Origin of the sequence: Nocardioides islandensis, assembly GCF_015352455.1 — a bacterium.
In the GTDB taxonomy this organism is placed as follows: Bacteria; Actinomycetota; Actinomycetes; order Propionibacteriales; family Nocardioidaceae; genus Nocardioides; species Nocardioides islandensis.
Map to the genome: position 1 here is coordinate 215,795 of NZ_JADKPN010000006.1, position 22,169 is coordinate 237,963.

At 72.9% G+C, this 22,169-nt stretch carries 17 protein-coding genes; 8 read left to right on the forward strand and 9 right to left on the reverse strand.

Going from position 1 to position 22,169, the window contains the following annotated elements; genetic code table 11:
• Positions 1–42: 42 nt before the first annotated feature.
• The 7 genes from ISU07_RS12370 to ISU07_RS12400 all read right to left on the reverse strand — a co-directional run bounded on the left by ISU07_RS12370 (position 43) and on the right by ISU07_RS12400 (position 11,263).
• Positions 43–2,613, reverse strand: coding sequence for an ATP-binding protein (locus ISU07_RS12370; RefSeq protein ID WP_194707095.1), 2,571 nt, complete (start codon positions 2,611–2,613; stop codon positions 43–45).
• Positions 2,614–2,646: 33 nt separating this feature from the next.
• Entirely contained in the window at positions 2,647–3,144 is a 498-nt protein-coding gene (locus tag ISU07_RS12375; RefSeq protein ID WP_194707096.1) for a beta-class carbonic anhydrase, read from the reverse strand.
• Between the two features lie 20 nt (positions 3,145–3,164).
• Positions 3,165–4,916 carry an MFS transporter gene (locus ISU07_RS12380; protein ID WP_194707097.1) on the reverse strand — a complete coding sequence of 584 codons (1,752 nt, stop codon included), beginning with the start codon at positions 4,914–4,916 and terminating at the stop codon, positions 3,165–3,167.
• Between the two features lie 7 nt (positions 4,917–4,923).
• Positions 4,924–5,652 carry an LppX_LprAFG lipoprotein gene (locus ISU07_RS12385; RefSeq protein WP_194707098.1) on the reverse strand — a complete coding sequence of 243 codons (729 nt, stop codon included), beginning with the start codon at positions 5,650–5,652 and terminating at the stop codon, positions 4,924–4,926.
• 5 nt (positions 5,653–5,657) lie between these two features.
• Positions 5,658–8,150, reverse strand: coding sequence for a DNA gyrase/topoisomerase IV subunit A (locus ISU07_RS12390; protein WP_194707099.1), 2,493 nt, complete (start codon positions 8,148–8,150; stop codon positions 5,658–5,660).
• 103 nt (positions 8,151–8,253) lie between these two features.
• A complete protein-coding gene (locus tag ISU07_RS12395) occupies positions 8,254–8,922 on the reverse strand; it encodes a response regulator (protein WP_194707100.1) in 669 nt (222 codons plus the stop codon).
• Positions 8,923–8,932: 10 nt separating this feature from the next.
• On the reverse strand, positions 8,933–11,263 hold the full coding sequence (locus tag ISU07_RS12400) for a sensor histidine kinase (protein ID WP_194707101.1): 2,331 nt from the start codon (positions 11,261–11,263) through the stop codon (positions 8,933–8,935).
• Between the two features lie 106 nt (positions 11,264–11,369).
• Here ISU07_RS12400 and ISU07_RS12405 point away from each other — a divergent pair, with 106 nt between their 5' ends.
• The gene (locus tag ISU07_RS12405; RefSeq protein WP_194707102.1) at positions 11,370–12,275 is read left to right on the forward strand and encodes a hypothetical protein; all 906 of its coding nucleotides are present in this window, start codon (positions 11,370–11,372) and stop codon (positions 12,273–12,275) included.
• Positions 12,276–12,317: 42 nt separating this feature from the next.
• On the forward strand, positions 12,318–13,202 hold the full coding sequence (gene mmuM, locus ISU07_RS12410; RefSeq protein WP_194707103.1) for a homocysteine S-methyltransferase: 885 nt from the start codon (positions 12,318–12,320) through the stop codon (positions 13,200–13,202).
• Here the strand turns inward: mmuM and ISU07_RS12415 are convergent.
• Both ISU07_RS12415 and ISU07_RS12420 read right to left on the reverse strand, forming a co-directional pair.
• Positions 13,171–13,521 carry an HNH endonuclease gene (locus ISU07_RS12415; protein ID WP_194707104.1) on the reverse strand — a complete coding sequence of 117 codons (351 nt, stop codon included), beginning with the start codon at positions 13,519–13,521 and terminating at the stop codon, positions 13,171–13,173. The genes mmuM and ISU07_RS12415 overlap by 32 nt on opposite strands.
• 45 nt (positions 13,522–13,566) lie before the next feature.
• Positions 13,567–14,265: a hypothetical protein gene (locus ISU07_RS12420; protein WP_194707105.1), complete on the reverse strand. Its 699-nt coding sequence runs from the start codon at positions 14,263–14,265 to the stop codon at positions 13,567–13,569.
• Positions 14,266–14,381: 116 nt separating this feature from the next.
• On the opposite strand from ISU07_RS12420, the gene ISU07_RS12425 reads away from it, so the two are divergent.
• From ISU07_RS12425 to ISU07_RS12450, 6 genes are all read left to right on the forward strand, one after another.
• Positions 14,382–14,894 carry an RNA polymerase sigma factor gene (locus tag ISU07_RS12425; RefSeq protein ID WP_194707106.1) on the forward strand — a complete coding sequence of 171 codons (513 nt, stop codon included), beginning with the start codon at positions 14,382–14,384 and terminating at the stop codon, positions 14,892–14,894.
• Complete coding sequence (locus ISU07_RS12430; RefSeq protein WP_194707107.1) at positions 14,881–15,858, forward strand: hypothetical protein; 978 nt, start codon at positions 14,881–14,883, stop codon at positions 15,856–15,858. The genes ISU07_RS12425 and ISU07_RS12430 overlap by 14 nt, the downstream gene beginning before the upstream one ends.
• A gap of 64 nt (positions 15,859–15,922) precedes the next feature.
• The gene (locus ISU07_RS12435) at positions 15,923–16,504 is read left to right on the forward strand and encodes a hypothetical protein (RefSeq protein WP_194707108.1); all 582 of its coding nucleotides are present in this window, start codon (positions 15,923–15,925) and stop codon (positions 16,502–16,504) included.
• Positions 16,505–16,562: 58 nt separating this feature from the next.
• Complete coding sequence (locus ISU07_RS12440) at positions 16,563–19,274, forward strand: bifunctional acetate--CoA ligase family protein/GNAT family N-acetyltransferase (RefSeq protein WP_194707109.1); 2,712 nt, start codon at positions 16,563–16,565, stop codon at positions 19,272–19,274.
• Positions 19,275–19,411: 137 nt separating this feature from the next.
• On the forward strand, positions 19,412–20,689 hold the full coding sequence (locus ISU07_RS12445) for a M16 family metallopeptidase (RefSeq protein ID WP_194707110.1): 1,278 nt from the start codon (positions 19,412–19,414) through the stop codon (positions 20,687–20,689).
• Positions 20,686–22,044, forward strand: coding sequence for a M16 family metallopeptidase (locus tag ISU07_RS12450; RefSeq protein ID WP_194707111.1), 1,359 nt, complete (start codon positions 20,686–20,688; stop codon positions 22,042–22,044). Before ISU07_RS12445 ends, ISU07_RS12450 begins: the two co-directional genes overlap by 4 nt.
• The last annotated feature ends 125 nt before the right edge of the window (positions 22,045–22,169 follow it).

The following is a 22,169-nucleotide window of genomic DNA, read 5'->3' on the forward strand; positions in this document are numbered from 1 at the left end:
CGACGGATCGGTAGCGACTACCCATGCCGGGCGGGCGACTGCCTACTTTCCGGCATAGGTAGCCGCCGCCTCGCGCCGGTTGGCGACGCCCAGCTTGCCCAGCACGGAGCTCACGTGGTGGTGCACCGTGCGCGTCGACAGGACCAGCCGGTCCGCGATGTCCTGGTCGCTGAGCCCGATCGCGAGCAGCTCCAGCACCTCCTGCTCGCGCGCGGTGAGGCCCTGGGGATGCTGACGGGTGGCCGGGCGCGGACCGACCGGCACGTCCCGGGCACCGGCCTCCCGCAGCCGCCGGCGCGCCATCGCGGCGGACGGCACGGCGCCGAGCGCGTCGAGGCGCTCGAGCGCCTCGCGGAGGTCGTCCTCCTCGCACGAGCCGAGCAGCGCCATCGCCGCGTCGTACGGGCGGCTCGCCTCGTCCCACAGCTCGGCCGCCTTCCGCACGTCCCCGGCCAGCTCCGCGGCGTACGGCGCCGGCAGGTCCCCGGCCTCCGGCCCGAGCTCACCGGTGAGGCGCCACCGGACGAGGGCGACGTTCGGACGCTCCGAGGGGCAGTCGGCCGCGAAGCCCGCGGCCAGCTCGAGCTCCCTGACTGCCTCCTCGTGCTCGCCGGCCAGCCAGCGGGCCTCGGCGCGCGCCGCTCGGCAGACCGCGGCGTACGACGGCAGTCCGGACGCGTCGGTCGAGGCGGCCGCCTCGTCGAGCGGCCGCCACGCATCGGCGGCGCCGCGCCGGGCGCGCGAGAGCCCCAGCGGCACCAGGAACGTGACGCGGTTGATGGGGGAGCTGCGGTCGCCGCTGAGCGGTCCCTCGGAGATCTGCTCGACCTCGGCCCAGCGCCCCGAGACCGCGAGCAGGCCGGCCTGGCCGCCGGCCAGGCACAGGCCAGACGTCCTGTTGTCGTGCTCCTCGCAGTAGGCCATCCCGTCCCGGTAGACCTGCTCGGCCTCCGTGAGACGCATCGCGTCCAGGAACATGGCCTGGAGGTTGGCGTACGCGCGGCCCGCCTGCTCGTGCATGCCGTGCTCGAGGGCGACGGTCAGTGCCTCCTCCATCCACTCCAGCCAGCGGTCGCTCCGGTCGTACTCGACGCAGGCCAGGGTGTTGAGGGCGTCGCTGGCCACGTCGGGGAGGTGGAGGGCGGCGGCCATCTCGCGCGCTCGGGTGGCGAGGTCCAGGGCCCTCTCCGGATCGGAGTCCATGAACTCCGCGGCCAGTCGGGCCAACGCCCACCCCAGCTCGTGGGACGGTCCCAACGGTTCGAGGACGGCCAGCGCCTGGGCGGCGGCCTCGCGCTCCTCGGGTCCTCGGCAGAGGCGGTAGTAGGCCACCGACAGCCGGCGCAGGGCGTCGCCCTCGCGCAGCAGCACGCCGCCGGCGCGCCACAGAGCGACGGACTCCTCCATCACCACGGCCGCGGGGGCCCACTGGTCGAGGACGGCGAGCTGCCGGCCGAGCTGGTCGAGCAGGTCGGCCCGGACCAGGGGCTGGTCGGCGGGCACGGCGCGCAGCGCCCGCTCGTACTGCGACACCGCCTCGCGACGCGACGCCAGGCTCGCGGACCGGTCGCCCGCTCGCCGGGCGTGGAGCAGGGTGGCCTCGGCGTCGAGCGCACCCTCGGCGTGGTGGGCCAGGCGCGCGTCGTCGGTGACGCCCGCGCGCCGGAGCTCGGCCAGGACGCGGCGGTGCACCTCGGCGGCCCGGTGCGGGCCGACCTCCTGCTCGACGGCACGCCGGGCGATCTCGTGGCGGAACCGGATCTGCCCGTCCTCGGCGGTCAGGAGCCCGGCCGCGACCGGCTCGTCGAGGGCGTCGACGCCGGCACCGGTCACCGCCGCCAGCAGCGCGGGCTCGACGCGCTCGCCGACCAGTGCGGCGGCGTCCAGCACCGCTCGGCCCGCAGGGGTCAGCCGCGCGGCCCGGGCGAGGACCGCGTCGCGCGCCGACGCCGGCAGCGCCTCGCCGGGGCTGCAGAGGATCTCGCTGACGAAGAACGGGTTGCCGCCGGTGAGCGCGTGCACCTCCTCGGCCGGCAGCCCGCTGCCCTCGCTCATCGAGACCACGGCAGCGGAGGTGAGTGCGGGGAGCGCGATGCGGCGGGTCGACCGCTGGCTGGAGGCTTCCCCGAGCGTCTCGCGGAGGGAGCGGTTCTCGGCCAGGCCGTCGTCGCGGTACGTCGCCACCACCAGCGCGCCGACACCGCGCAGACGTCGGGCCAGGTGCCCCAGGAGGTCGAGCGTGGCCTCGTCGGCGAAGTGGAGGTCCTCCAGCACGAGCACCGACAGGCCGTCGTGGTCGCGCAGGTCGCACAGCAGGGCCGCGAAACGGGCGTCGCGGGGGACACCCTCCGAGCAGGCCACGCGCACCGCGCCGCCCCACTGCTCGGCGACGTCCTGCAGCGGGCCGAGGGCCGACGGCGTGAACGCACCGTCGCAGGCCGTCCAGGCGACCCGGACGTCGTGCGGCAGCGTCTCGACGAAGGCGTCGACCACGCTGGACTTCCCGATGCCGGCCTCGCCCGACACGAGCACCAGCCGTCCGTCGCCGCGACGGGCGTCATCGGCGTAGTCGTGCAGCGCGGTGAGCTGGTGCTCCCGCTCGAGGAGACGCATGGGACCAGTGTCGGCCCCCGTCCCGTCGCGGGGCTAGAGCATTCTCTCGAGGCGGCCGGTGTCGACGTCGTACAGGAAACCGCCGACCTTGACGCTGTGCGGGATGAGGGGGTGCGAGCGGATCTTGGCGACGTCCTCCTCGAGGGCGGCCATCTGGTCCTCGACGACGTCGAACTCCTGCCAGGCGGCGTCCTGCCCGGCCGAGCGGCCGACCCGCTCGCGCAGCTCCTCCTGCGTCGAGGCGGTCATCGCGCACCGGGTGTGCGGGATGACCAGGATCCGGTTGACGTTCAGCAGGTGCACGCCGAGGACCAGCGCCTCGACGGCCTGCGGAGTGACCCGACCGCCGGGGTTGCGGAAGATCTTGGCGTCGCCGTGGTGCAGCCCGAGCATCCGCAGCGGGTCGATCCGGGAGTCCATGCACGTGACGATGGCGACGCCCGCGTGGGCGATGCCGTCGAAGTCACCGCCCTTGAAGTCGGCGGCGTACGCCGCGTTGGCGGCGAGCAGGTCGTCGAACTCGTCTCCCACGGTCCCTCACCCTAGTGAGATCAGCCGCCGGACCGGAGCAGGGTCCGGGCGTCGAGCGCCCTCGTGGCCGCGGACCGGAACAGCACCAGGGCCAGGACCCCGGCGATGACCGCGCAGACGGCGGCGCCCAGGAAGACGGTGTGCTCCTGAGCGATGCCCGCCTCCTTGAGGAGCAGGGTGAACGCCTCGCAGCGGGACTTGCCGTCGCAGACCTCGCGGACTCCTGGCATGTCCTGCTGCTCGGTGTAGTAGCGGCGCAGCCCGATCGTGGTCAGCGCGGAGATGCCGACGAGCATGCCGACCATCCGGGACACGACGACCGTGGCGGTCGCCAGGCCGTGCACCTCGTGGTCGGTGGCGGCCAGCACCGCGGCGTTCACCGGAGCGAGGGCCAGGCCGAAGCCGAAGCCGCCGATGACGAGCGGAATCGTGGCGGACGCGTGCTCGAGCGTCTCGAGGTGCCAGGAGCTCATCGCGACGAAGCCGACGGCCGCGCACGCCATCCCGGCCGCGGTGACCACGCCGGCGGGCAGGCCTTGGGTGAGGTACCCGCCGACCACCGCGCCGACGGGCAGCGCGACCAGGAAGCGGACGAGCACGAGCGCGGCGAGCAGCTGGGAGTCGGGGTAGATCGTGGTGCGGGCGAAGATCGGGATGTCGATGAGCGCGGCGATCAGGGCGGCGCCGACGAAGAAGCTGACGGCCATCGAGCCCCAGGCCGGGGTGCGGCGCAGGGCGCCGGTCGGGATGATCGGGTTCGGCGCGCGGCGCAGGTGGAGGACGAAGACGACGGCGGCGACGACGCCGCCGGCGAGGTACCAGAGACCGCGGTCGGAGAAGACCTCCACACGGGGGTCGGCCGTGGCGAACGCCAGCACGACGCCGGCGAGCGCGGCGGCCAGGAGCAGCGCGCCGCGGAGGTCCGCCTCGCGGGCGATGCCCCGCCACGCCCGCACGTCGACCAGCGGCCGGCTCGCGGTGAGCGTGCGGATCACGAACAGCAGGCCGACGACGACGGTGACGGTGCCGATCGGCGTGGTCCACCGGCTCTCGCCGGTCCACGGCACGAAGAGCTCGCCCCACGTGACGTCGCGCAGCAGCGCAGGTGGTCGCAGGAAGACCAGGGCGGCGGATCCCAGCGTGACGAGGAGCAACAGGCTCCCGGGCCAGTCGAAGCGGCCGGTGCGCGCTCCGGACCGGTCGTCGGGGTGGCCGGCCAGGCGGCGTACGGCGGCGGCCAGCACCAGCCCGACGAGCAGGTTGACCACGAAGATGAACCGCCAGTCGGCCACCGAGAGGACGACCGCACCGAACAGGGGGCCGAGCACGCTGCCGATCTCCTGGACGGCGGAGACCACGCCGAGGGGGACGCCGCGGCGTTCGACGGGGTAGAGGTCGGCGACCAGGGCGAGGGTCGCCGGCACCAGCCCCCCGCCACCGACGCCCTGGAGGAAGCGCCCCAGCACCATCGTCGGCATGTCGTAGGCGAGCGCGGTCAGCAGGGAGCCCGTGGCGAACACGACGAGGGCGGCGACGAGCACCGGCACCCGTCCGCGGAGGTCGGCGATCCGGCCGATGAGCGGGAGCATCGCGACGTACCCGAGCAGGAACCCGGAGACGATCGGCGCGGCCTCCTGGAGCTGGTCGATGGGGACCCCGACGGCGGCCATCATCTCCGGCAGCGCGAGGACGACGACGTAGGTGTCGGCCGCGGCGAAGGCGACCGCGACGGCCGCCAGCGCCAGGAGGGTGCGCGGCCGGGCGGTCTTCACGGGCACATCATGGGCACGGGGCCTGGACGTCCTTCGTCGTGCCGTAGTCGTCGAAGCCGACCGTGTAGGTGTTGGCGGTGGCGTTCTTGTAGAAGACACCGGTCAGCGCCAGCTGGCGCAGCTCGTCGTCGTCGGTGATCTGGGCGCTCAGCTCGAAGTCGCCGGACGAGCCGGGGATCACCTTCGCGACGACGTCGCCGGCCACCGACCCGGAGTAGGACGTGAGGATCTCGTCGTTGTCGGCCCCGCCGCGGATGCTGTTGCCCTTCGTCAGCCCGGTGGCCGCGCCGAGGATGGCGCCGAAGCCGTCGTCGGGGGAGAGGAAGCCGGCGGGGTCGGGCGCGCCGTAGTCCACGGGGTCCACGTCCGACCAGCCCGGTGTCAGCGGGATCTGCGCGCAGACGACGTCGTCGACCGCGATGACGGGGACCTCGAACGCCTGGCCGCTGAGCAGGACCGTCAGCTTGCCGTCGAAGGCCGGGGCGTCGGTGGCGACGCCGACGGCCTTCTGGATCGCGTTGATGCCGTCGGGCAGGTCGTCGGTGGTCAGGCTGAGCTGCACGCCGGAGGCCTCGGTGAGCTTCTGCTGCGCGGTCGCCACGACCTGCGCGGGCGTCTGGTCGCCGGACGTCGACCCGCTGTCGTCGCTGCCGCCGCAGCCCGCCAGCGCCGGGGTCAGCGTGAGGACGAGGGCAGCGGCTCCGGCGGCGGCTCGGATCGACCCAGACGTCAGCACGGTCGTCACCCTGTCACACGACTGAGGACGGCCGCGGCCGAAGCGACGGGTCCGGCGACGGCCGCGATCGGCTGCGACCCGGGCGTTCCGGAGCCGTCGCGCCTGCCGGTGGCCTCGGGGAGGTCGACCGGTGCGCCGCTCGCCGCCGCCGCCCGGGCGGGACCGGTGCCGGCCCAGGCCACGACGAGGGTGTCCTCGCCCTTGAGGAACCGGTGGCAGCGGACTCCGCCGGTGGCGCGGCCCTTGCCGGGGTACTCCGAGAAGGGCGTCACCTTCAGCGCCCCCGGCTCGGTGCCGGGCAGCGCGGTGGAGGAGCCGGAGCCCGTGACGACGACGGCATCGGCGGGGTCGAGGGCGCCGAACCAGGCGACCCGCTCGCCGGCGGCGAGCCGCACGCCGGCCATGCCACCGCCCGCTCGGCCCTGCGGGCGCACCTGGTCGGCGCCGAAGTGCAGCAGCTGCGCGTCGCTGGTGATGAAGCAGAGCGTCTCGGTCCCGCTGACCAGGTCGGTCGCGCCGACGACCTCGTCGCCGTCCTTCAGGCCGATGACGTCCCACTCGTCGCGGTTGGTCAGCACCTCGGGGTTCACCCGCTTGACCACCCCCTGCCGGGTGCCGATCGCGAGTCCGGGGCCGTCGGTGCCCAGCGAGGTGAGGGCCAGAGCCTTCTCACCGGACTCCAGCGGCAGCACCTCGCTCAGCGGCAGGCCGCCCTGGAGGTTGGGGTCGTTGGCCGAGGCCGGGAGCGCGGGCAGGTCGAGGACGCCGAGCTTCAGCACCCGGCCGCGGCTGGTGAGCACGCCGATCTCGCCGCGCGCCGTCGTCCGCACCACGGAGACGACGACGTCGTGGTTGGCCCTGCCCGGGGAACCCGCGTCACCGGTGCCCGGCACCTCGTCGGAGGACGATCGGGCGAGCAGACCGGACGAGGAGAGGAACGCGAAGCAGGGGTCGTCGGCGACCTCGAGCGGCGCGGCCGTCGCGGTGACGGCGGTGCCGGCGGACTCGAGCAGGACGGTACGGCGCGGGGTGCCGTAGGTCTTGGCGACCTCGGCCAGCTCGTCGGAGACGACGTTCCAGCGCAGGCCCTCGTCGCTGATGATCGCGTCGAGCTGCTCGATGGTGCGCTCGAGCTCGGACTGCTCCTTCTCCAGCTCGATGCGGGAGAACTTGGTGAGCCGGCGCAACGGCATCTCCAGGATGTAGTCGGCCTGGATCTCGGTGAGGTCGAAGATCTCGATGAGGCGCTCCTTGGCCATCGCCGCGTTGTCGCTGCCGCGGATGACCTGGATGACCTCGTCGATGTCGAGGATCGCGATGAGGAGCCCGAGCACGAGGTGCAGGCGGTCGGCAGCCTTGCCGCGGCGGTAGACGGAGCGGCGGCGGACGACCTCGAACCGGTGGTCGAGGAACACCCGCAGCATCTCCTTGAGGCTGAGCGTGCGGGGCTGGCCGTCGACGAGCGCGACGGCGTTGATGCCGAAGGAGTCCTCCATCGGTGTCTGCCGGTAGAGCTGCTCGAGCAGTGCCTCGGGGTGGAAGCCGTTCTTCACCTCGATGACCAGCCGCAGGCCCTTGGCCCGGTCGGTGAGGTCCTTGATGTCGGAGATGCCCTGGAGCTTCTTGCCCTGGACCAGGGTCTTGATGCGCTCGACGACCTTCTCGGTGCCCACCCCGTAGGGCAGCTCGGTGACCACGATGCCCTTGCGCCGGCCGAGGGTCTCGACCCGGGCGGTGGCGCGCATCCGGAACGTGCCGCGGCCGGTCTGGTAGGCGTCCTTCACCCCGTCGAGCCCGACGATCTTGCCGCCGGTGGGCAGGTCTGGGCCGGGGACGAACCGCATCAGCGTGTCGAGCGAGGCGTCCGGGTGCTTGATGAGGTGCCGCAGCGCCTGCACGACCTCGACCAGGTTGTGCGGGGCGCAGTTGGTGGCCATGCCCACCGCGATGCCCGTCGTGCCGTTCACGACCAGGTGCGGGATGGCCGCCGGCAGCACGCTCGGCTCGGTCTCGCGCGAGTCGTAGTTGGGCCGGAAGTCGACGGTGTCCTCGCCGATCCCGTCGGTCATCGCCAGCGCGGGCGGCGCCATCCGGCACTCGGTGTAGCGCATGGCCGCGGGCGGGTCGTCGGGACTGCCGAAGTTGCCGTGGCCGTCGACCGTGGGCAGCCGCATCGACCACGGCTGCGCCATCCGCACCAGGGCGTCGTAGATCGCACCGTCGCCGTGGGGGTGCAGCCGGCCCATCACCTCGCCGACCACGCGGGCGCTCTTCACGTGCCCGCGGTCGGGCCGCAGCCCCATGTCGGCCATCGTGTAGAGGATCCGCCGCTGCACGGGCTTGAGCCCGTCGCGCGCGTCGGGGAGGGCGCGGGAGTAGATGACGGAGTAGGCGTACTCGAGGAACGACGACCTCATCTCCACGCCCACGTCGGTGTCGACGATGTGCTCGACGAAGTCGTCGGGGAGCGGGTCCTGCTTGGTGCTGCGCCGTGCCATGGGCGCATTCTCCCCGGCCGCGCCGACGGTTCGGCGACGGGCTCGCCGGTGTTCGTGCGGGGAGCGGTGCGCGAGTGCCGGTTTCTGCGGGTTGGCTCGGGCGCTAGCCGCCGCGCTTGGTGCCGAGCCCGGCTTCCCGGGCCATCACGATGGCCTGGGCACGATGTGCCACCTGGAGCTTGGAGAAGATGTTGCTGATGTGGTTGCGGACGGTCCGGCGTGACAGGACCAGCTCCGAGGCGATGGTGGAGTTGTCGTGGCCTGCGGCGATGAGCCCCAGGAGCTGGCGCTCGCGCTCGGTCAGCTGGGGGAAGGCCGCCGACGGGTCGGCCTCGTGCTGGGTGGGCTGGGACTGGAAGTAGCGCATCACCCGCTGGGCGATGCCTGGTCCGAAGATCATCTCGCCGGCGAACACCGCCTGGATCGCCCTGACGATCTCATCCTTGTCGGCCCCCTTGAGGAGGTACCCCGAGGCACCAGCGCGCATGGCGGCGAAGACCGAGTCGTCGTCCTCGAGCATCGTGAGCACGAGGATCGCGATGTTCGGGGACGTGGCCTTGATCTGGGCGGTGGCGTCGATGCCGTTCATGACGGGCATGTGCAGGTCCATCAGGATCACGTCGGGCTGCAGCTCGGCCGCCTGCTCGACCGCCTCGGCGCCGTTCTCGGCGACGGTCACCACCGCGATGCTCTCGGTGGTGCTGACGACGAACTGGAGTCCCTGCACGAACGTCGGGTGGTCGTCGACGATCATCACGCGGATGGTGTCCATGTCATGCCCTTCAGGAGAGGGTGAGCGGAAGGTGGATGGTGATCGTCGTCCCCCGTCGGGTGGAGACGAGGTCGAAGGTGCCGCCGAGCTCCTCGGCGCGCTCGCGCATCGAGCCGAGCCCCACGCCGGTGCGAACCTCGTGGGGGAGGCCTCGGCCGTTGTCGGCCACGGTGATGCGGAGGGTGCCGTCGACCCGTTGCAGGTCGACCTGGCAGTGCGAGGCCGCACTGTGCTTCGCGGCGTTGTTGACGCCCTCCAGCACGATCCGGTACGCCGCGACCTCGACCGCGGCAGGGAGAGGCTCGACGTCACCGGCGGACACCGACCACCTCATCAGACCGGCTCCGTCACCTTCGCCGGCCCGGCTGAACGAGGCGCCTGCGGCGTGCTGACGCAGTGCCGAGACCAGCCCGAGCTGGTCGAGGACCTTGGGCCGCAGGTCGTCCACCAGCCGCCGGATCTCGGCGATGGCGTCGCGCACCTCACCGTTCATCCGCTCGAGAACGGCGTCGACCTGCTCCGGGTCGGTCCTGAGCAGCTCGCGGGCGAACTGCAGCTGCATCGACTGGCCGGCCAGTGCGGGTCCGAGCCCGTCGTGGAGGTCGCGACGGATCCGTCGCCTCTCCTCCTCCCGCGCGGAGATGATCCGCTCTCGCGACCGGCGCAGGTCGCGGTTCATCACCAGGCTTGCCACGAGGGCACCCAGCTGCGAGGCGACGTCGTCGAGGAGCCGGCGGTCTCGCGGCCCGAAGGGTTCGCGGCCGCGGGAGACGCCCAGGGAAAGACGGCCCCAGGGCTGGCCGTGGTGCTCGAGCTCGACCATGGTCGCGGGTCGATCCGGCTCGCCCACGGAGACGGCGATGTCCTCGTTGCCGTCGCGGCCGTCGACCTCGATGGCGGCGTACACGAGCCGCAGGGTGCGCGTCAGCCTGGTCAGCGCATCCGTGAGAGCGTCCTCGATCGACACCGAGGAGCCGACGCCGCGCAGCTGGGAGACGACCTGGTAGCTGTCGTCCCGGGCGCCGAAGAACCAGCGGTTCAGTCGCTGCCGGACCCAGTGGCCCAGGGGGATGAGCGACACGGCGACCAACCCGCCGACCACGACCTGCGCGCGGTCGGTGGCGATCCCGAGGCGGTTGAGCAGCCAGGCCACCCCGAGGAACGCGACGCCGACGACGATGAGCGCCACCTCGAGCAGCAGCGATCGCCGGACGATGACGTCGAGCTCGTAGATCCGGTAGCGCAGCATGGCCGCGGCCACCCCGACCAGCGAGATGAACAACGCGATCGGTTGGAGCCAGAGCGCCACCTGCGGCAGACCGTCGACGAGCTGCGGTAGCTGGCCGAGGACGACGAACAGGAGCCCGGTCACCAGGACGCTGGTGAGCACCACGCGGATGGCGAGCTTGTTCTCCCGGGTCTGGTCGGGCTGGCGTGCGCGGACGAACAGCACCAGGGCGACGAGCGGGGTGACGACGACGGCGGAGGTAGCGGACGGGAGGATCTGCCCCTCGAGGCGCGTGAGCGGATCGTCCGAGCGCGACTCCAGGAGGCCGTACCGCGCGGCGTACAGGACGAACGGCACGACGAAGGGCAGCACGCGCAGCCAGCGGCGGCGGGCGAAGGCGGAGACCGGCTTGGGGAACTCCAGGGACAGCAGCAGCATCGTGGCCCAGGCGAAGCAGTTGGCGATGTCCCCGACGACGTAGGTCCACGGTCCGTCGTCGCTGGCGAAGTCGATCACCTGGAGCCCGGCCGGGTAGGCCGTCATCCCCACCGGCACGACCAGTCCCAGAGCGAGGAAGGCCCTGGCGGCGGTGTCTCGAGGCCGGCGCCAGTACACGAAGCAGCCGGCGACCACGAGTCCCAACCAGAAGGCGATGGCGCCCGGGTTCGTGGCCGCCAGCGACGCGAACGGGTAGCGCGCGAGAGTGACGTGCACCGGCTCGATCTCATGGCCGTCCACCGTGACCGAGTAGGTCAGGGAGTCACCGATCTCGCGGTGGGGGCCGTCGCCACCGCTCGACAGTGGCTCGCCGTCGACGGCGTACACGCGCACCTGACGGTCATGGCTCGTCGCCTCGTCGATGATCCGGGCCAACGGGGAGTCGCCGACGGCCCCGAAGACCACGACGCCCGCCTCCTGGCTCCAGCGGTCCCCGATGCCGGCGGAGGAGGACGCGTACACGACCGTGCCGTCCGAGGGCTGCCGGAGCACCGCGACGTATCCCCAGGCGAGCGGGATGACCAGCACCAGCGCCATCCAGGCGAGCCGGACGGCGCGCGGAGTCTCGCGGACCGGTGCCACCGGGGCGGTCGGAAGGCTCGCGAGCTGGCTCATGACGTACCGATCCTCCGCGCTCAGCCGGTCGGTGTCATGGGAGCAGAGTCCCATTCCGCGGGTATTGCTCTCGCTCCCGGCCACCTTGGTGATGCACCCTGGAGCGGTGGACCGGGGTGGCACCTGGATGCGCCGGCACCGCAGGCAGCTCGGTCTCGCCGGCGTCTGCGCGCTGGTGGCCGCTGTCGTGGTGTACGCCGTGCTGTCCAGCCCCGCCGGCGAGAAGGGCGCGGTCCTGGTCGCAATCCTCGCCGTCGCGGTGCCGGCTGCCACGTGGGCCGCCGACCGGCGATCGAAGCACGCCGCCGCGGCACAGGTGGCCCCGGTGCCGGCGACCGTCGCCACGGTGTCTTCCCTCGTGCCTCCAGCTTCGGATCAGCCCCGGCTGGTCGTGGACGAGGACGGTCGGATCGGCGGCGGTGACCGAGCCGCGGCGCTCGCGTACGTGCAGCAGCTCAAGCTCCGCCCAGCGGCGGACAGGCACGTGCGCACCGCGATGACGTCTGCGTCCGCTCAGGTCGTGGAGCACCCGGACCTGCAACGCGCCCGCGACGAGTTCGAGCGGACCGCGACCGAGTACGCGCGTGGACGCGTTGTCTACCCGTGGGGCCCACCGTCCAGCGAGGACTGGGTCATGGCGCTCGAGACGCTGTGGGCGATGGCCACCAGACGCACCGGGTCGGGATGCGTCCACTGGTACGCGTGGCCACCGGGCGGCGCGGCCGAGCCAGTGGTCTTCCCGGTGCCCCGGGACGACGACCTGGTCCGCCGGGTGTCCGACCGGTTCCGCGACCGACCGCTCCACGTCCAGAGCGTCGACCCCAGGATCGTGTGGCGCTGGCTGGCCCCGGCGGCGGTCCGGTCGGCGGACGGGAAGGCTCCGGGAAGCCCGCCCGTGGTGCTCGACGAGTGGCGGCTCTCACCGAGCGACCCGCGTGGCCTGGTCAGTGTGGAGCCCGAGGACGCGCGGCGGCGGCTCGGCTCGTCCACCGACCGCGTGTGGGGGTGGTGAGCCACCCTCCGCGTCGACGGGACCGGCGACCACGATGGGCGCATGCTCGCCTGCGCCGCCCCCCTCGTGCTCGACGGCGGACTCTCGACCGCCCTCGAGCAGCAGGGCGCCGACCTGACCGGCGCGCTGTGGACCGCGCGGCTGCTGGGGGAGGAGCCGGAGCGGATCGCGGCCGCGCACCGGTCGTTCTTCGAGGCCGGGGCGCAGGTGGCGACGACGGCCAGCTACCAGGCCAGCGTGCCGGGGCTGGTGGCGGCGGGGTACGACGCCGCCGAGGCGCGCCGGCTGGTCCAGCGGAGCGTGGTCATCGCCCGCGAGGTCGCTGCCGAGTTCGAGGGCGCGATGGTGGCGGCGTCCGTCGGCCCGTACGGCGCGTTCCTCGCCGACGGCTCGGAGTACGCCGGCCGGTACGGCGTGAACGCCTCCGTCCTGCGTGACTTCCACGGGCCGCGGCTGGAGCTGCTCGCGGCTGCCGGGCCGGACCTGCTCGCCGTGGAGACGATCCCGGACGCCGACGAGGCCGAGGTGCTGGTGACGCTGCTGGACGAGCTCGAGGTGGCGGCGTGGTTCTCGTACTCGGTGCGGGGCGGCACGACGGCCGCCGGGCAGCCCCTGGCCGCGGCGTACGCCGTCCTCGACGGCTGCCGCGCGCTGGTCGCGGCGGGCGTGAACTGCTCGGACCAGGCGGACGTGCTCGGGGCCGTGGAGGCCGCGGTGGCGGCGACCGGACTGCCGGCGGTCGCCTACCCCAACCGCGGCGGCAGCTGGGACCCGGTCGCGAAGGCCTGGGCGTACGGCGACCCGCTGGACCTCGGCCTGCTGCCGGGCTGGCTGGCGGCGGGGGTCAGGTACGTCGGTGGGTGCTGCGGGAACGGGCCCGCCGACATCGCCGCCCTCAGCCGGCGGCTGGCGTCAGCAGCGCCGTGACCTCGTGGTGCCTCACCAGGAACGCCCGCTCGTCCAGGCGCTTGCGCCGCAGCCAGCCGGTCACCTCGTCGTTGCACTTGCTGGCGTTGCACGACCCGCAGGCCGGCACCACGTTCGTCAGCGTGTAGCGGCCGCCGCGCGAGATCGGCAGCACGCAGTCCTTCTGCATCGGGCCGACCGCCGAGCCGCAGTAGGCGCACCCGCCCCACGCCTCGCGGAGTGCCGCCCACTGCTCCGCGGTCAGGTCGTGCTCGACGCGAGCCATCCTGGCCCGGCGCTTGCGGGTCGCCCGCGCGCGACGCGTCCGGCTGACCACCACGTCGGGAGGCTACGTCCGACAGGCCGCCCGCCCCGGGAGGCGCGACTACCGGAAGTGGACGGTGGCGAGCAGGGCCTCGAACGCCGCGAAGTCCTGGTCCCGGGTCGGCGACCCCGGCAGCTCGCGGGTCCAGGCGAGCACGGTGGTGCCGTCGTCGTCGATGACGGCGAGGCGGATGACGGCGTACGGCTGCAGGCCGTAGCACGCCTCGGGGGCCAGGCCGTCCTGCTGGCAGCCGAGGACGCCGGAGAGGCTCACGGTGGTCCCGGCGGTGAGCAGGGTGGCCGGGTGGCCGTCGACCTCGGTCGTGGCTCGCTCACCGATCTGCGCGCCGTGCCTGCGGAGCCCCACCAGGTGGTGGACGTAGTTGCGGGGGAGCGGACGCAGCCCGCCGACCTTCTTGTCCGGCGCCCCCGGAGGGTAGAGGCCGACCGGCGACATGAACCGGACGGCGCGGTCGACGTCCACCCCATCACCGGACCAGGTCAGGAAGTGCGGCTCGTCCTGGACCGGGTCCGAGGAGAACCAGGCGGGCGGGTCGACGGTGAGCGCCGGTGCGAAGGCCCTCGTGTCGTAGGGCTGCGCTGCCGTGCTCGCCGGCGTCGGTGCGTCGGAGCTCGAGGTGATGGTCGCCGGATCGGAGACCGGCGGCGCGGCCGAGTCGTTGCCGGACGCCGAGCACCCGGCGAGGATGCTCGCGGCCAGCGCCACCAGGACCGCACGGGGTGCGCGAGACCTTCCCATCGGTCAACCTCCTGTCCGACCCTGTCACTACCGACAGTGCCGAGAACAGCGAGAGGTTTATCGCGGCGGCGGTAAACATCGTCCGGCCGCTGTGCCTGTCTGTCGGTGGAGGCGACGTGGCACACCAGGATCGGCAGGCGGACGCTGGGTTCAGCGCGCTCTTCCGGGCCGAGTACGCGCGGACCACACGCACCGTCTTCCTGGTCCTCCACGACCGCGGGCACGCCGAGGAGATCGCCCAGGACGCGTTCATGCAGCTGCTCGACCGCTGGGACACGGTGGCGAAGTACGACCAGCCGGGTGCCTGGGTACGTCGGGTCGCGATCCGGATGGCGGTGCGCCACCTGCGTCGCGAGCGGATGCGCTCGCTGCTCGAACGCCGTACCCAGGTCGAGCCGGAGCCGTCCGAGGAGCTCACCCTGCCCCAGACCGAGCTGCTGGCGGCGGTCCGGCAGCTCCCGACCAACCAGCGGGTGGCGGTCGTCCTCCACTACTTCGAGGACCGGCCCATCGCCGAGATCGCCGACACGCTCGGCTGTGCCCCTGCGACGGCCCGCGTGCACCTCCACAAGGCCCGGCACCGCCTGGCCGACACGCTGCACGAGGAGGTCGGCGATGTCGTTGGATAGCCGTCTGCGCGAGGACATGCGCGCGATCGCCGACACCGTCGAGCCCGACGTCGAGACCGTGCTGGCGTCGCTGCTGGCCCGTCGCGACCGCGTCCGGCCGGGACGTGCCGTGCTGCCACGGGTGCTGGCGGCCGCCGCGTCCCTGGTCCTCGCGGCCGGGCTCGTCGTCTGGTGGCTCGGGCGGGCCCACGGCCACGAGAACGACTACGTCGACGACCCGGCTCCGCCGACCGGCACGTACGCCGCCCGGCTGACCGGCGACCTGGCAGGCGAGTGGCGACTCCGCTTCGCCGACGACCTCGTCTCCGTGGTGGCCCCCGACCGCAGCGCCCTCGGCCGGAGGTCCGACTTCGGGTCCTCCGTCGTGGGCGGCGACCGGCTGACGACGTCGCTGCTCGACGGTCCGTGCGCCGGCGAGGGCAGCTACCGGTGGTCGTGGGAGCAGGGGCAGCTGCGGTTGGAGGTGCTCGACGACACGTGCGACCTGCGGACCCGGATCCTGACCGGAGCAGACTGGCAGCCGGTGTCGGGGGAGCAGTTCACGCCGGGTACCTACCGGGCAGAGCTCACGATCGCGCAGATGCGGCGTACCGCGGTGGCGGAGGGGTATGCCCGCACCGACGTCGACGCCTACCTGGGCTCCGAGTTCCCCGGGGCGAGCGCGGTCACCTACACGGTGACGGCGAGAGAGGGGACCTGGCTGGTCCAGGAGTCGATCGACGGAGCGCCGAAGGACGTCGCGTGGCAGGGTCGCTTCACCGTGCTGGACAGGGGAACCGTGCAGGCGACGGCGACCGACATCTCGTGCGGCCCGATCGTGTACGACGTCCGCCCGAGCGCCGCGGCCGTGTCCTTCGTCGTGGTCACGGACGCGTGCCCGACCCCCTGGACCGCGCCGGTGGGTGAGCTGATCGCCCAGACGGCCCTCTACGAGTCGGCTCCCTTCAGGCGTCTGGGCGAGTAGCGGTAAACACCACCCGCGTCTCGGGTCTGTCATGCGGTGTTCGTCGACACCGAAGGAGAGACCGATGAGCACTCGCACCCTGCTGGCGGCACTGACCACCGCCACCTCGCTGGTCGCCCTCGCCGGCTGCACGGGCGAGCCGGTCGCGCAGGACTCGACAGCCGCCGGGGCGCCCGCCGACGGGACGGCGGGTGGGACGCCATCGGCCGAGCCCGTCGCCGACCCGCTCGCCGGCACGTACCAGACCTCGGCGATGTCGCTGCGGAAGATGGCCAGGACCGCCGAGGCGGCCGGCTTCGCGACCGCGGACGTCCGCGAGTACCTCGCGGGGAACTTCCCGGGCGCCCATGAGGTCGAGTACTCCCTGAAGCTCGCGGGCGGCTGGTGGATCGTCTTCAACGAGATCGACGGCGGCTCGGCCGAGGAGGCGTGGGCCGGGCCGTACCACGTGGTCGACGCCACGACGGTCGAGGCGGGCGTCCCGCCGTGCGGGCCGATCACCTACGGCTACCGGCTCGACGGTGACGTGCTCTCCCTGGACCTGCTGGAGGACGACTGTCCCGGACCGGACGGCCGGGTCCCGCTCGGAGAGCTGATCGCCCAGACGATCATCTCCGAGACCGACACCTACCAGCGGGTGGGCTGAGCGCCCCCGGCAACGCGGCCGTCACCGGGGCGTCACCGGCGCTCGGTAGATTGCCCCGGTGACGTCACCCCCCGCGCCCCAGCAGGTCGAGGAGCACACCGCCCCTCGGCACTGGGAGGCCGACGTCCTGCTCCGCGACGGGCACACCGCTCACATCCGGCCGATCCGGGCCGACGACGCGAAGCTGCTGGTGGAGTTCTACGGCCGGGTGTCGGACCAGTCGAAGTACTTCCGCTTCTTCACGGCCATGCCCAAGCTGTCCGACCGCGACGTGAAGCGGTTCGTGCAGGTCGACCACGTGCGCCGGGTGGCGTTCGTGGTCACCCTGCAGGACCGGATGATCGCGCTCGGCAGCTACGAGGGCGACGACTCGGGCAAGGCCGAGGTGGCCTTCCTCGTCGAGGACTCCCAGCAGGGCCGCGGGATCGGCCAGCTGCTGCTGGAGCACCTCGCCCAGGCCGGCCGCGAGCGCGGGATCGAGCGGTTCGTGGCCGAGGTCCTCCCGGACAACGAGCGGATGATCCAGACCTTCCGCGACGCCGGGTACCGGCTGGTCAGCGGGGTCGAGGACGGCGTGATGACGCTGGAGTTCCCGATCGCCACCACCGACACCGCCGCCGGCGTGATGGCGACGCGTGAGCACCGCGCCGAGTCGACCTCGATCGAGCGGTTCTTCAACCCGCGGTCGGTCGCGGTCATCGGCGCGAGCCGGCGCCAGGACACCATCGGCCAGGCGCTGGTCCGGCACCTCGTGCTCGGCGACTACACCGGCCGCGTGTACGTCGTGAACGACCGCGCGACGTCGGTCTCCGGCATGCCGTCGCACGCCACCGTCAGCGAGATCGCCGACGACGTGGACATCGCGATCGTCGCCGTGCCGGCCGAGTCGGTGCAGGACGTCGTGCTCGACTGTGCCAACAAGGGCGTGCACGGGCTGGTCGTGATCTCCTCGGGGTTCGCCGAGGTGGGCGAGGAGGGCCGCCAGCGGCAGCGCCGGCTGCTCGGTCTGTGCCGCAGCTACGGGCTGCGGCTGATCGGGCCCAACTGCCTCGGCATCATCAACACCGACCCGACGGTCCAGCTGAACGCGTCGCTGTCGAGCCACATCCCGGCCCGTGGTCGCGCCGGGTTCTTCTGCCAGTCCGGCGCCCTCGGTTCGGCCATCCTCGAGAAGGTCTCGAACCGCGGCCTCGGCCTATCGACGTTCGTGAGCGCCGGCAACCGCGCCGACGTGTCGGGCAACGACGTCCTCCAGTACTGGGAGGAGGACGATGCCACCGAGGTCGTGCTCCTCTACCTGGAGTCCATCGGCAACCCCCGCAAGTTCTCCCGCATCGCCCGCCGCGTCTCGCTGCGCAAGCCGATCATCGCCGTGCGGTCGGGCCGGACGACCCAGGGCGTGCCGATGGGCCAGATCGTCCGCCAGATCGCGGCGCCGGGTCGCGCGGTCGACGCGATGTTCCGGCAGGCCGGCGTGATCCAGGTCGACACGCTCGACGAGATGTTCGACGTCGCCCAGCTGCTGGCCCACCAGCCGCTGCCTCGCGGGCGCCGGGTCGCGATCGTCGGCAACAGCGACGCCATCGGGCTGCTGGCCGCCGACGCCGCCTCGGCGGTCGGCCTGGTCGTCAACCGCTCCGACGCCCTCGGGGCGGACGCGACGGCGGAGGACTTCGAGGACGCGCTCGACGCGGCCATCGACGACCCGGACGTCGACTCGGTCGTCGCGGTGTACGTCCCGCCCATCAACACCACCGGCGAGGACGTCGCCAACGTGCTCGCCGCCGTCGGCGAGCAGTCCGACAAGCCGCTGGTCTCCTCCTTCCTCGGCACCGAGGGTGTCCCCGAGCTGCTGCGCGTGCCCGACGTCGCGGGTGCGAGTGCCGGCCGCGGATCCGTGCCGTCGTACCCCGCCATCGAGTCCGCCGTCCGCGCGCTCGCGTCCGTGGTCGGGTACGCCGTGTGGCTGCGCACCCCGAACGGGCCGGCCGCCACGCTCGAGTCGGTCGACCCCGCGGCAGCCAAGGCCTTCGTGAACCGGCTGCTCATCGACCACCCCGACGGACGCGACCTCGAGCAGGAGGAGCTGCACGAGCTGTTGGCGCACTACGGGGTCGACCTGTGGTCGTCGGTGCCGGTGTCGAGCCTCAAGGAGGCGCAGCGGGCGGGCAAGGCGCTCGGCTGGGACGTCGTGCTCAAGGCGACCACCGACCGGCTGCGCGAGCGCCCCGACCTTGCGCACGTCTGGCGCAACATCGACAACCAGACCGAGATGCGCCAGGCCTGGCGGTCCCTGAACGAGATCATCACCGACCCCGAGACCGCCGGCTTCGTGGTGCAGCGCAACGCACCGCCCGGCATCCCGATCTCGGTGGCCAGCGTCGAGGACCCGCTCTTCGGGCCGGTCGTGTCCTTCGGCGTGTCCGGCCCGCTGACCGAGCTGCTCGAGGACCGGTCCTTCCGCATCCCGCCCCTGGGGGAGCGGGACGCCGCCGCGATGGTCCGCGAGATCAAGGCGGCTCCGCTGCTGTTCGGCTACCGCGGCAGCGAGGCCGTCGACATCGCCGCCGTCGAGCAGCTGGTGCAGCGGGTCGCCCAGCTCCAGCACGACATCCCGCAGGTGGCCTCGCTCGAGCTGTCGCTGGTGCTCGCGGGCGCCGAGGACCTCACGGTGCTCACCGCCACCGGCCGGGTCGAGCCGGTCTCCGACCCCCGCTCCGACTGGTTCGTCCGACGACTCCCCGACCTCGCCGACACGCTGCCCGGCTGACCAACCGCTGGTCGAGGAAGGCGCCCTGGCGCCTGTCACGAGACCCGGTGAGCACTGTCGTCGACCTCGCGCGGTCTCGTGACGGGACTTCGTCCCTCCTCGACCAGCGGGCGGGGAGCGTCGGCTAGCGTCGCGCCATGGCTTCCAGCTCGATCGAACGCCGCAAGCTCCGCAACGGGCTGCGCGTCGTCCTCGCTCCCGACCGGTCCGCCCCCGTCGTCGCCGTCGCGGTCTACTACGACGTCGGGATCCGGTCCGAGCCGCAGGACCGCACCGGGTTCGCGCACCTCTTCGAGCACCTGATGTTCCAGGGGTCGGCGTCGCTCGGGAAGATGGAGCTGGCCTCGCTGATCTCGGCGTCCGGCGGCGTCCTCAACGGGTCGACGCGCCTGGACTACACCAACTACTACGAGATGCTGCCGTCGAACGCCCTCGACCGCGCCCTCTTCCTCGAGGCCGACCGGATGGGCTGGCCGGCCGTGACGCAGGAGAACCTCGACAACCAGATCGCGGTCGTCAAGGAGGAGATCCGCGTCAACGTGATGAACGAGCCGTACGGCGGGTTCCCGTGGCTGACCCTCGCCCCGGTGCTCTACGAGTCGTGGGCCAACGCCCACGACGGCTACGGCTCGTTCGTCGACCTCGAGAGCGCGACGCTCGAGGACGCCCGCGACTTCTTCGACAAGTACTACGCCCCGGGCAACGCCGTCCTCGCGGTCAGCGGCGACTTCGAGGTCGACCACGCGCTCGAGCTCGTGCACCACCACTTCGACCCGGTCCCCAAGCGCGCCGTCCCTCCCCGTCCCGACTTCGACGAGCCCGCACCGACCTCCGAACGCCGCGGCGAGCAGCACGACGCCGACGCTCCGGCGCCCGCGGTCGCGCTGGGCTGGCGGGTGCCGGACCCGGGTGACCTGGCGGCCTACCTGCCGTACGTCGTGCTCGCCTCGAGCCTGGCGACCGGCGATGCTTCCCGGCTGCGACGGCGGCTGGTGCAGGACGACCGGCTGGCCACCGACATCGGCTGCCACCTCGGGCTGATGGAGGACGCCTTCGACGTGCGCAACCCGTGCCCGTTCGTGCTGGAGGCGCACCACCCCGGCGACGTGCCGACCGACAAGGTCGTCGCCGCCGTCGACGAGGAGCTCGACCGGCTGGCCACCGACGGGCTGGCGTCCGACGAGCTGACCCGCGTCACGGCGCGGCTGCGGTCCGGGATGCTGCAGGGGAGCGACAACCTGCTGCGTCGCACGCTGGCGATGGCGGCGTACGAGCAGCAGCGCGGCCGCGCCGAGCTGGTGCACGAGATGCCCGAGAGGCTCGCCGAGGTCACCGCCGAGCAGGTGGCCGCCGCCGCCGGGACGCTCAGACCGGACGTCCGCGCCCGCCTCGACCTGATCGCGGGTGCCGCATGAGTCCCGTCCAGCGATCGGGCAAGCGCCGCGAGCGCGCCGCCCAGCCCATCCCGCCGCTGACCAGGCCGCGCAAGCAGCGGCTGCCGTCGGTCGCCGAGCGGGTGCTGCCCAGCGGACTGCGGGTGGTGGCCGTACGCCGCGCGTCGGTGCCGCTGGTCCACGTGCGGCTGCGGATCCCCAACGCCGTCAAGCGGGGGACCGACCTCGCGAAGGTCTCGCTGCTCGGCCGCAGCATGATGCTCGGCGCCGGCGGTCGATCGCAGAACGAGCTCGCCGAGGCGCTGCAGACGATCGGCGGCGGGCTGCGCGTCGACGACGGCGCCGACGGTGTGGTGATCGGCGGCGAGGCGCTGGCCGCGAAGCTGCCGCAGCTGCTGGCGCTGCTGTCCGACGTGCTGACCGACCCGGCGTACCCGAAGGCCGCCGTCGAGCGCGAGGCCGGCCGCCTCGCCGACCACGTGCGGCGGGCGCTGTCCCAGCCAGGCGTCACCGCCGACGAGGCGTGGTTGCGCCGGAGGTACGCCGACCACGTCTACGGCAGCAACATCCCCTCGCCCGACGAGGTGGCCGCGGTGCCGGCCGGCTCGCTCAAGGCCGCGCACCGGCGACGGGTCCTGCCCGACGGCAGCCTCCTCGTGCTCGTCGGCGACGTGACGCCCGCGCGTGTCCTCGACCAGGTCGAGAAGGCGCTGTCCGGCTGGCGGGCCGACGGCCGCGGTGCCGCGGTCCCGAAGGTGCCCGCCCTGACCACCGGGCCACTGCTCCTGGTCGACCGTCCGGGCGCGGTGCAGTCGAACATCCGCATCGGCGGGACCGCCCCGCGGCGTACCGATCCGTCGTACGCCTCCGCGCAGATCGCGAACGGCATCTTCGGCGGCTACTTCTCCTCGCGGCTGACGATGAACATCCGCGAGGACAAGGGCTACACGTACAGCCCGCACAGCGCGATCCGCGTGCTGCGCGGCGACGTGCGGGTGTTCACCTCCGCCGACGTGGCGACCGAGGTGACGGCGCCGGCGCTGGTGGAGGTGCTCTACGAGCTGGGCAAGATCGCCACACTGCCGGCCAAGGAGGAGGAGCTGGACGCGACCGTGCAGTACCTCACCGGCACCCTCGCCCTCGGCACCGCCACCCAGTCGGGGCTGGCCGAGCTGCTCGCCGACATCCTCAGCGACGGCATGGGCGTGGACTGGCTCCAGGAGTACCCCGCCCGCCTCGCCGCCGCCACCCTCGACGACGTCCAGGAGGCGGCGGCCGCGATGCTCGCGCCCGAGAAGCTGGTCAAGGTCGTGGTCGGGGACGCCGACCGGGTCGAGGCCGGACTGGCGACGCTGACGGAGGTCACGCGGGGCTAGACGGTATGGCGTGACCCGGTCGCGCTGACGGGGTTGCGGGTCGGGGCCTCACTCACAAATGGTCGTGGGTTACCGAGTAGGGGCTGCCTGCTCGGCCTATCCAACAGTTGTGGGAGGCCCCGATG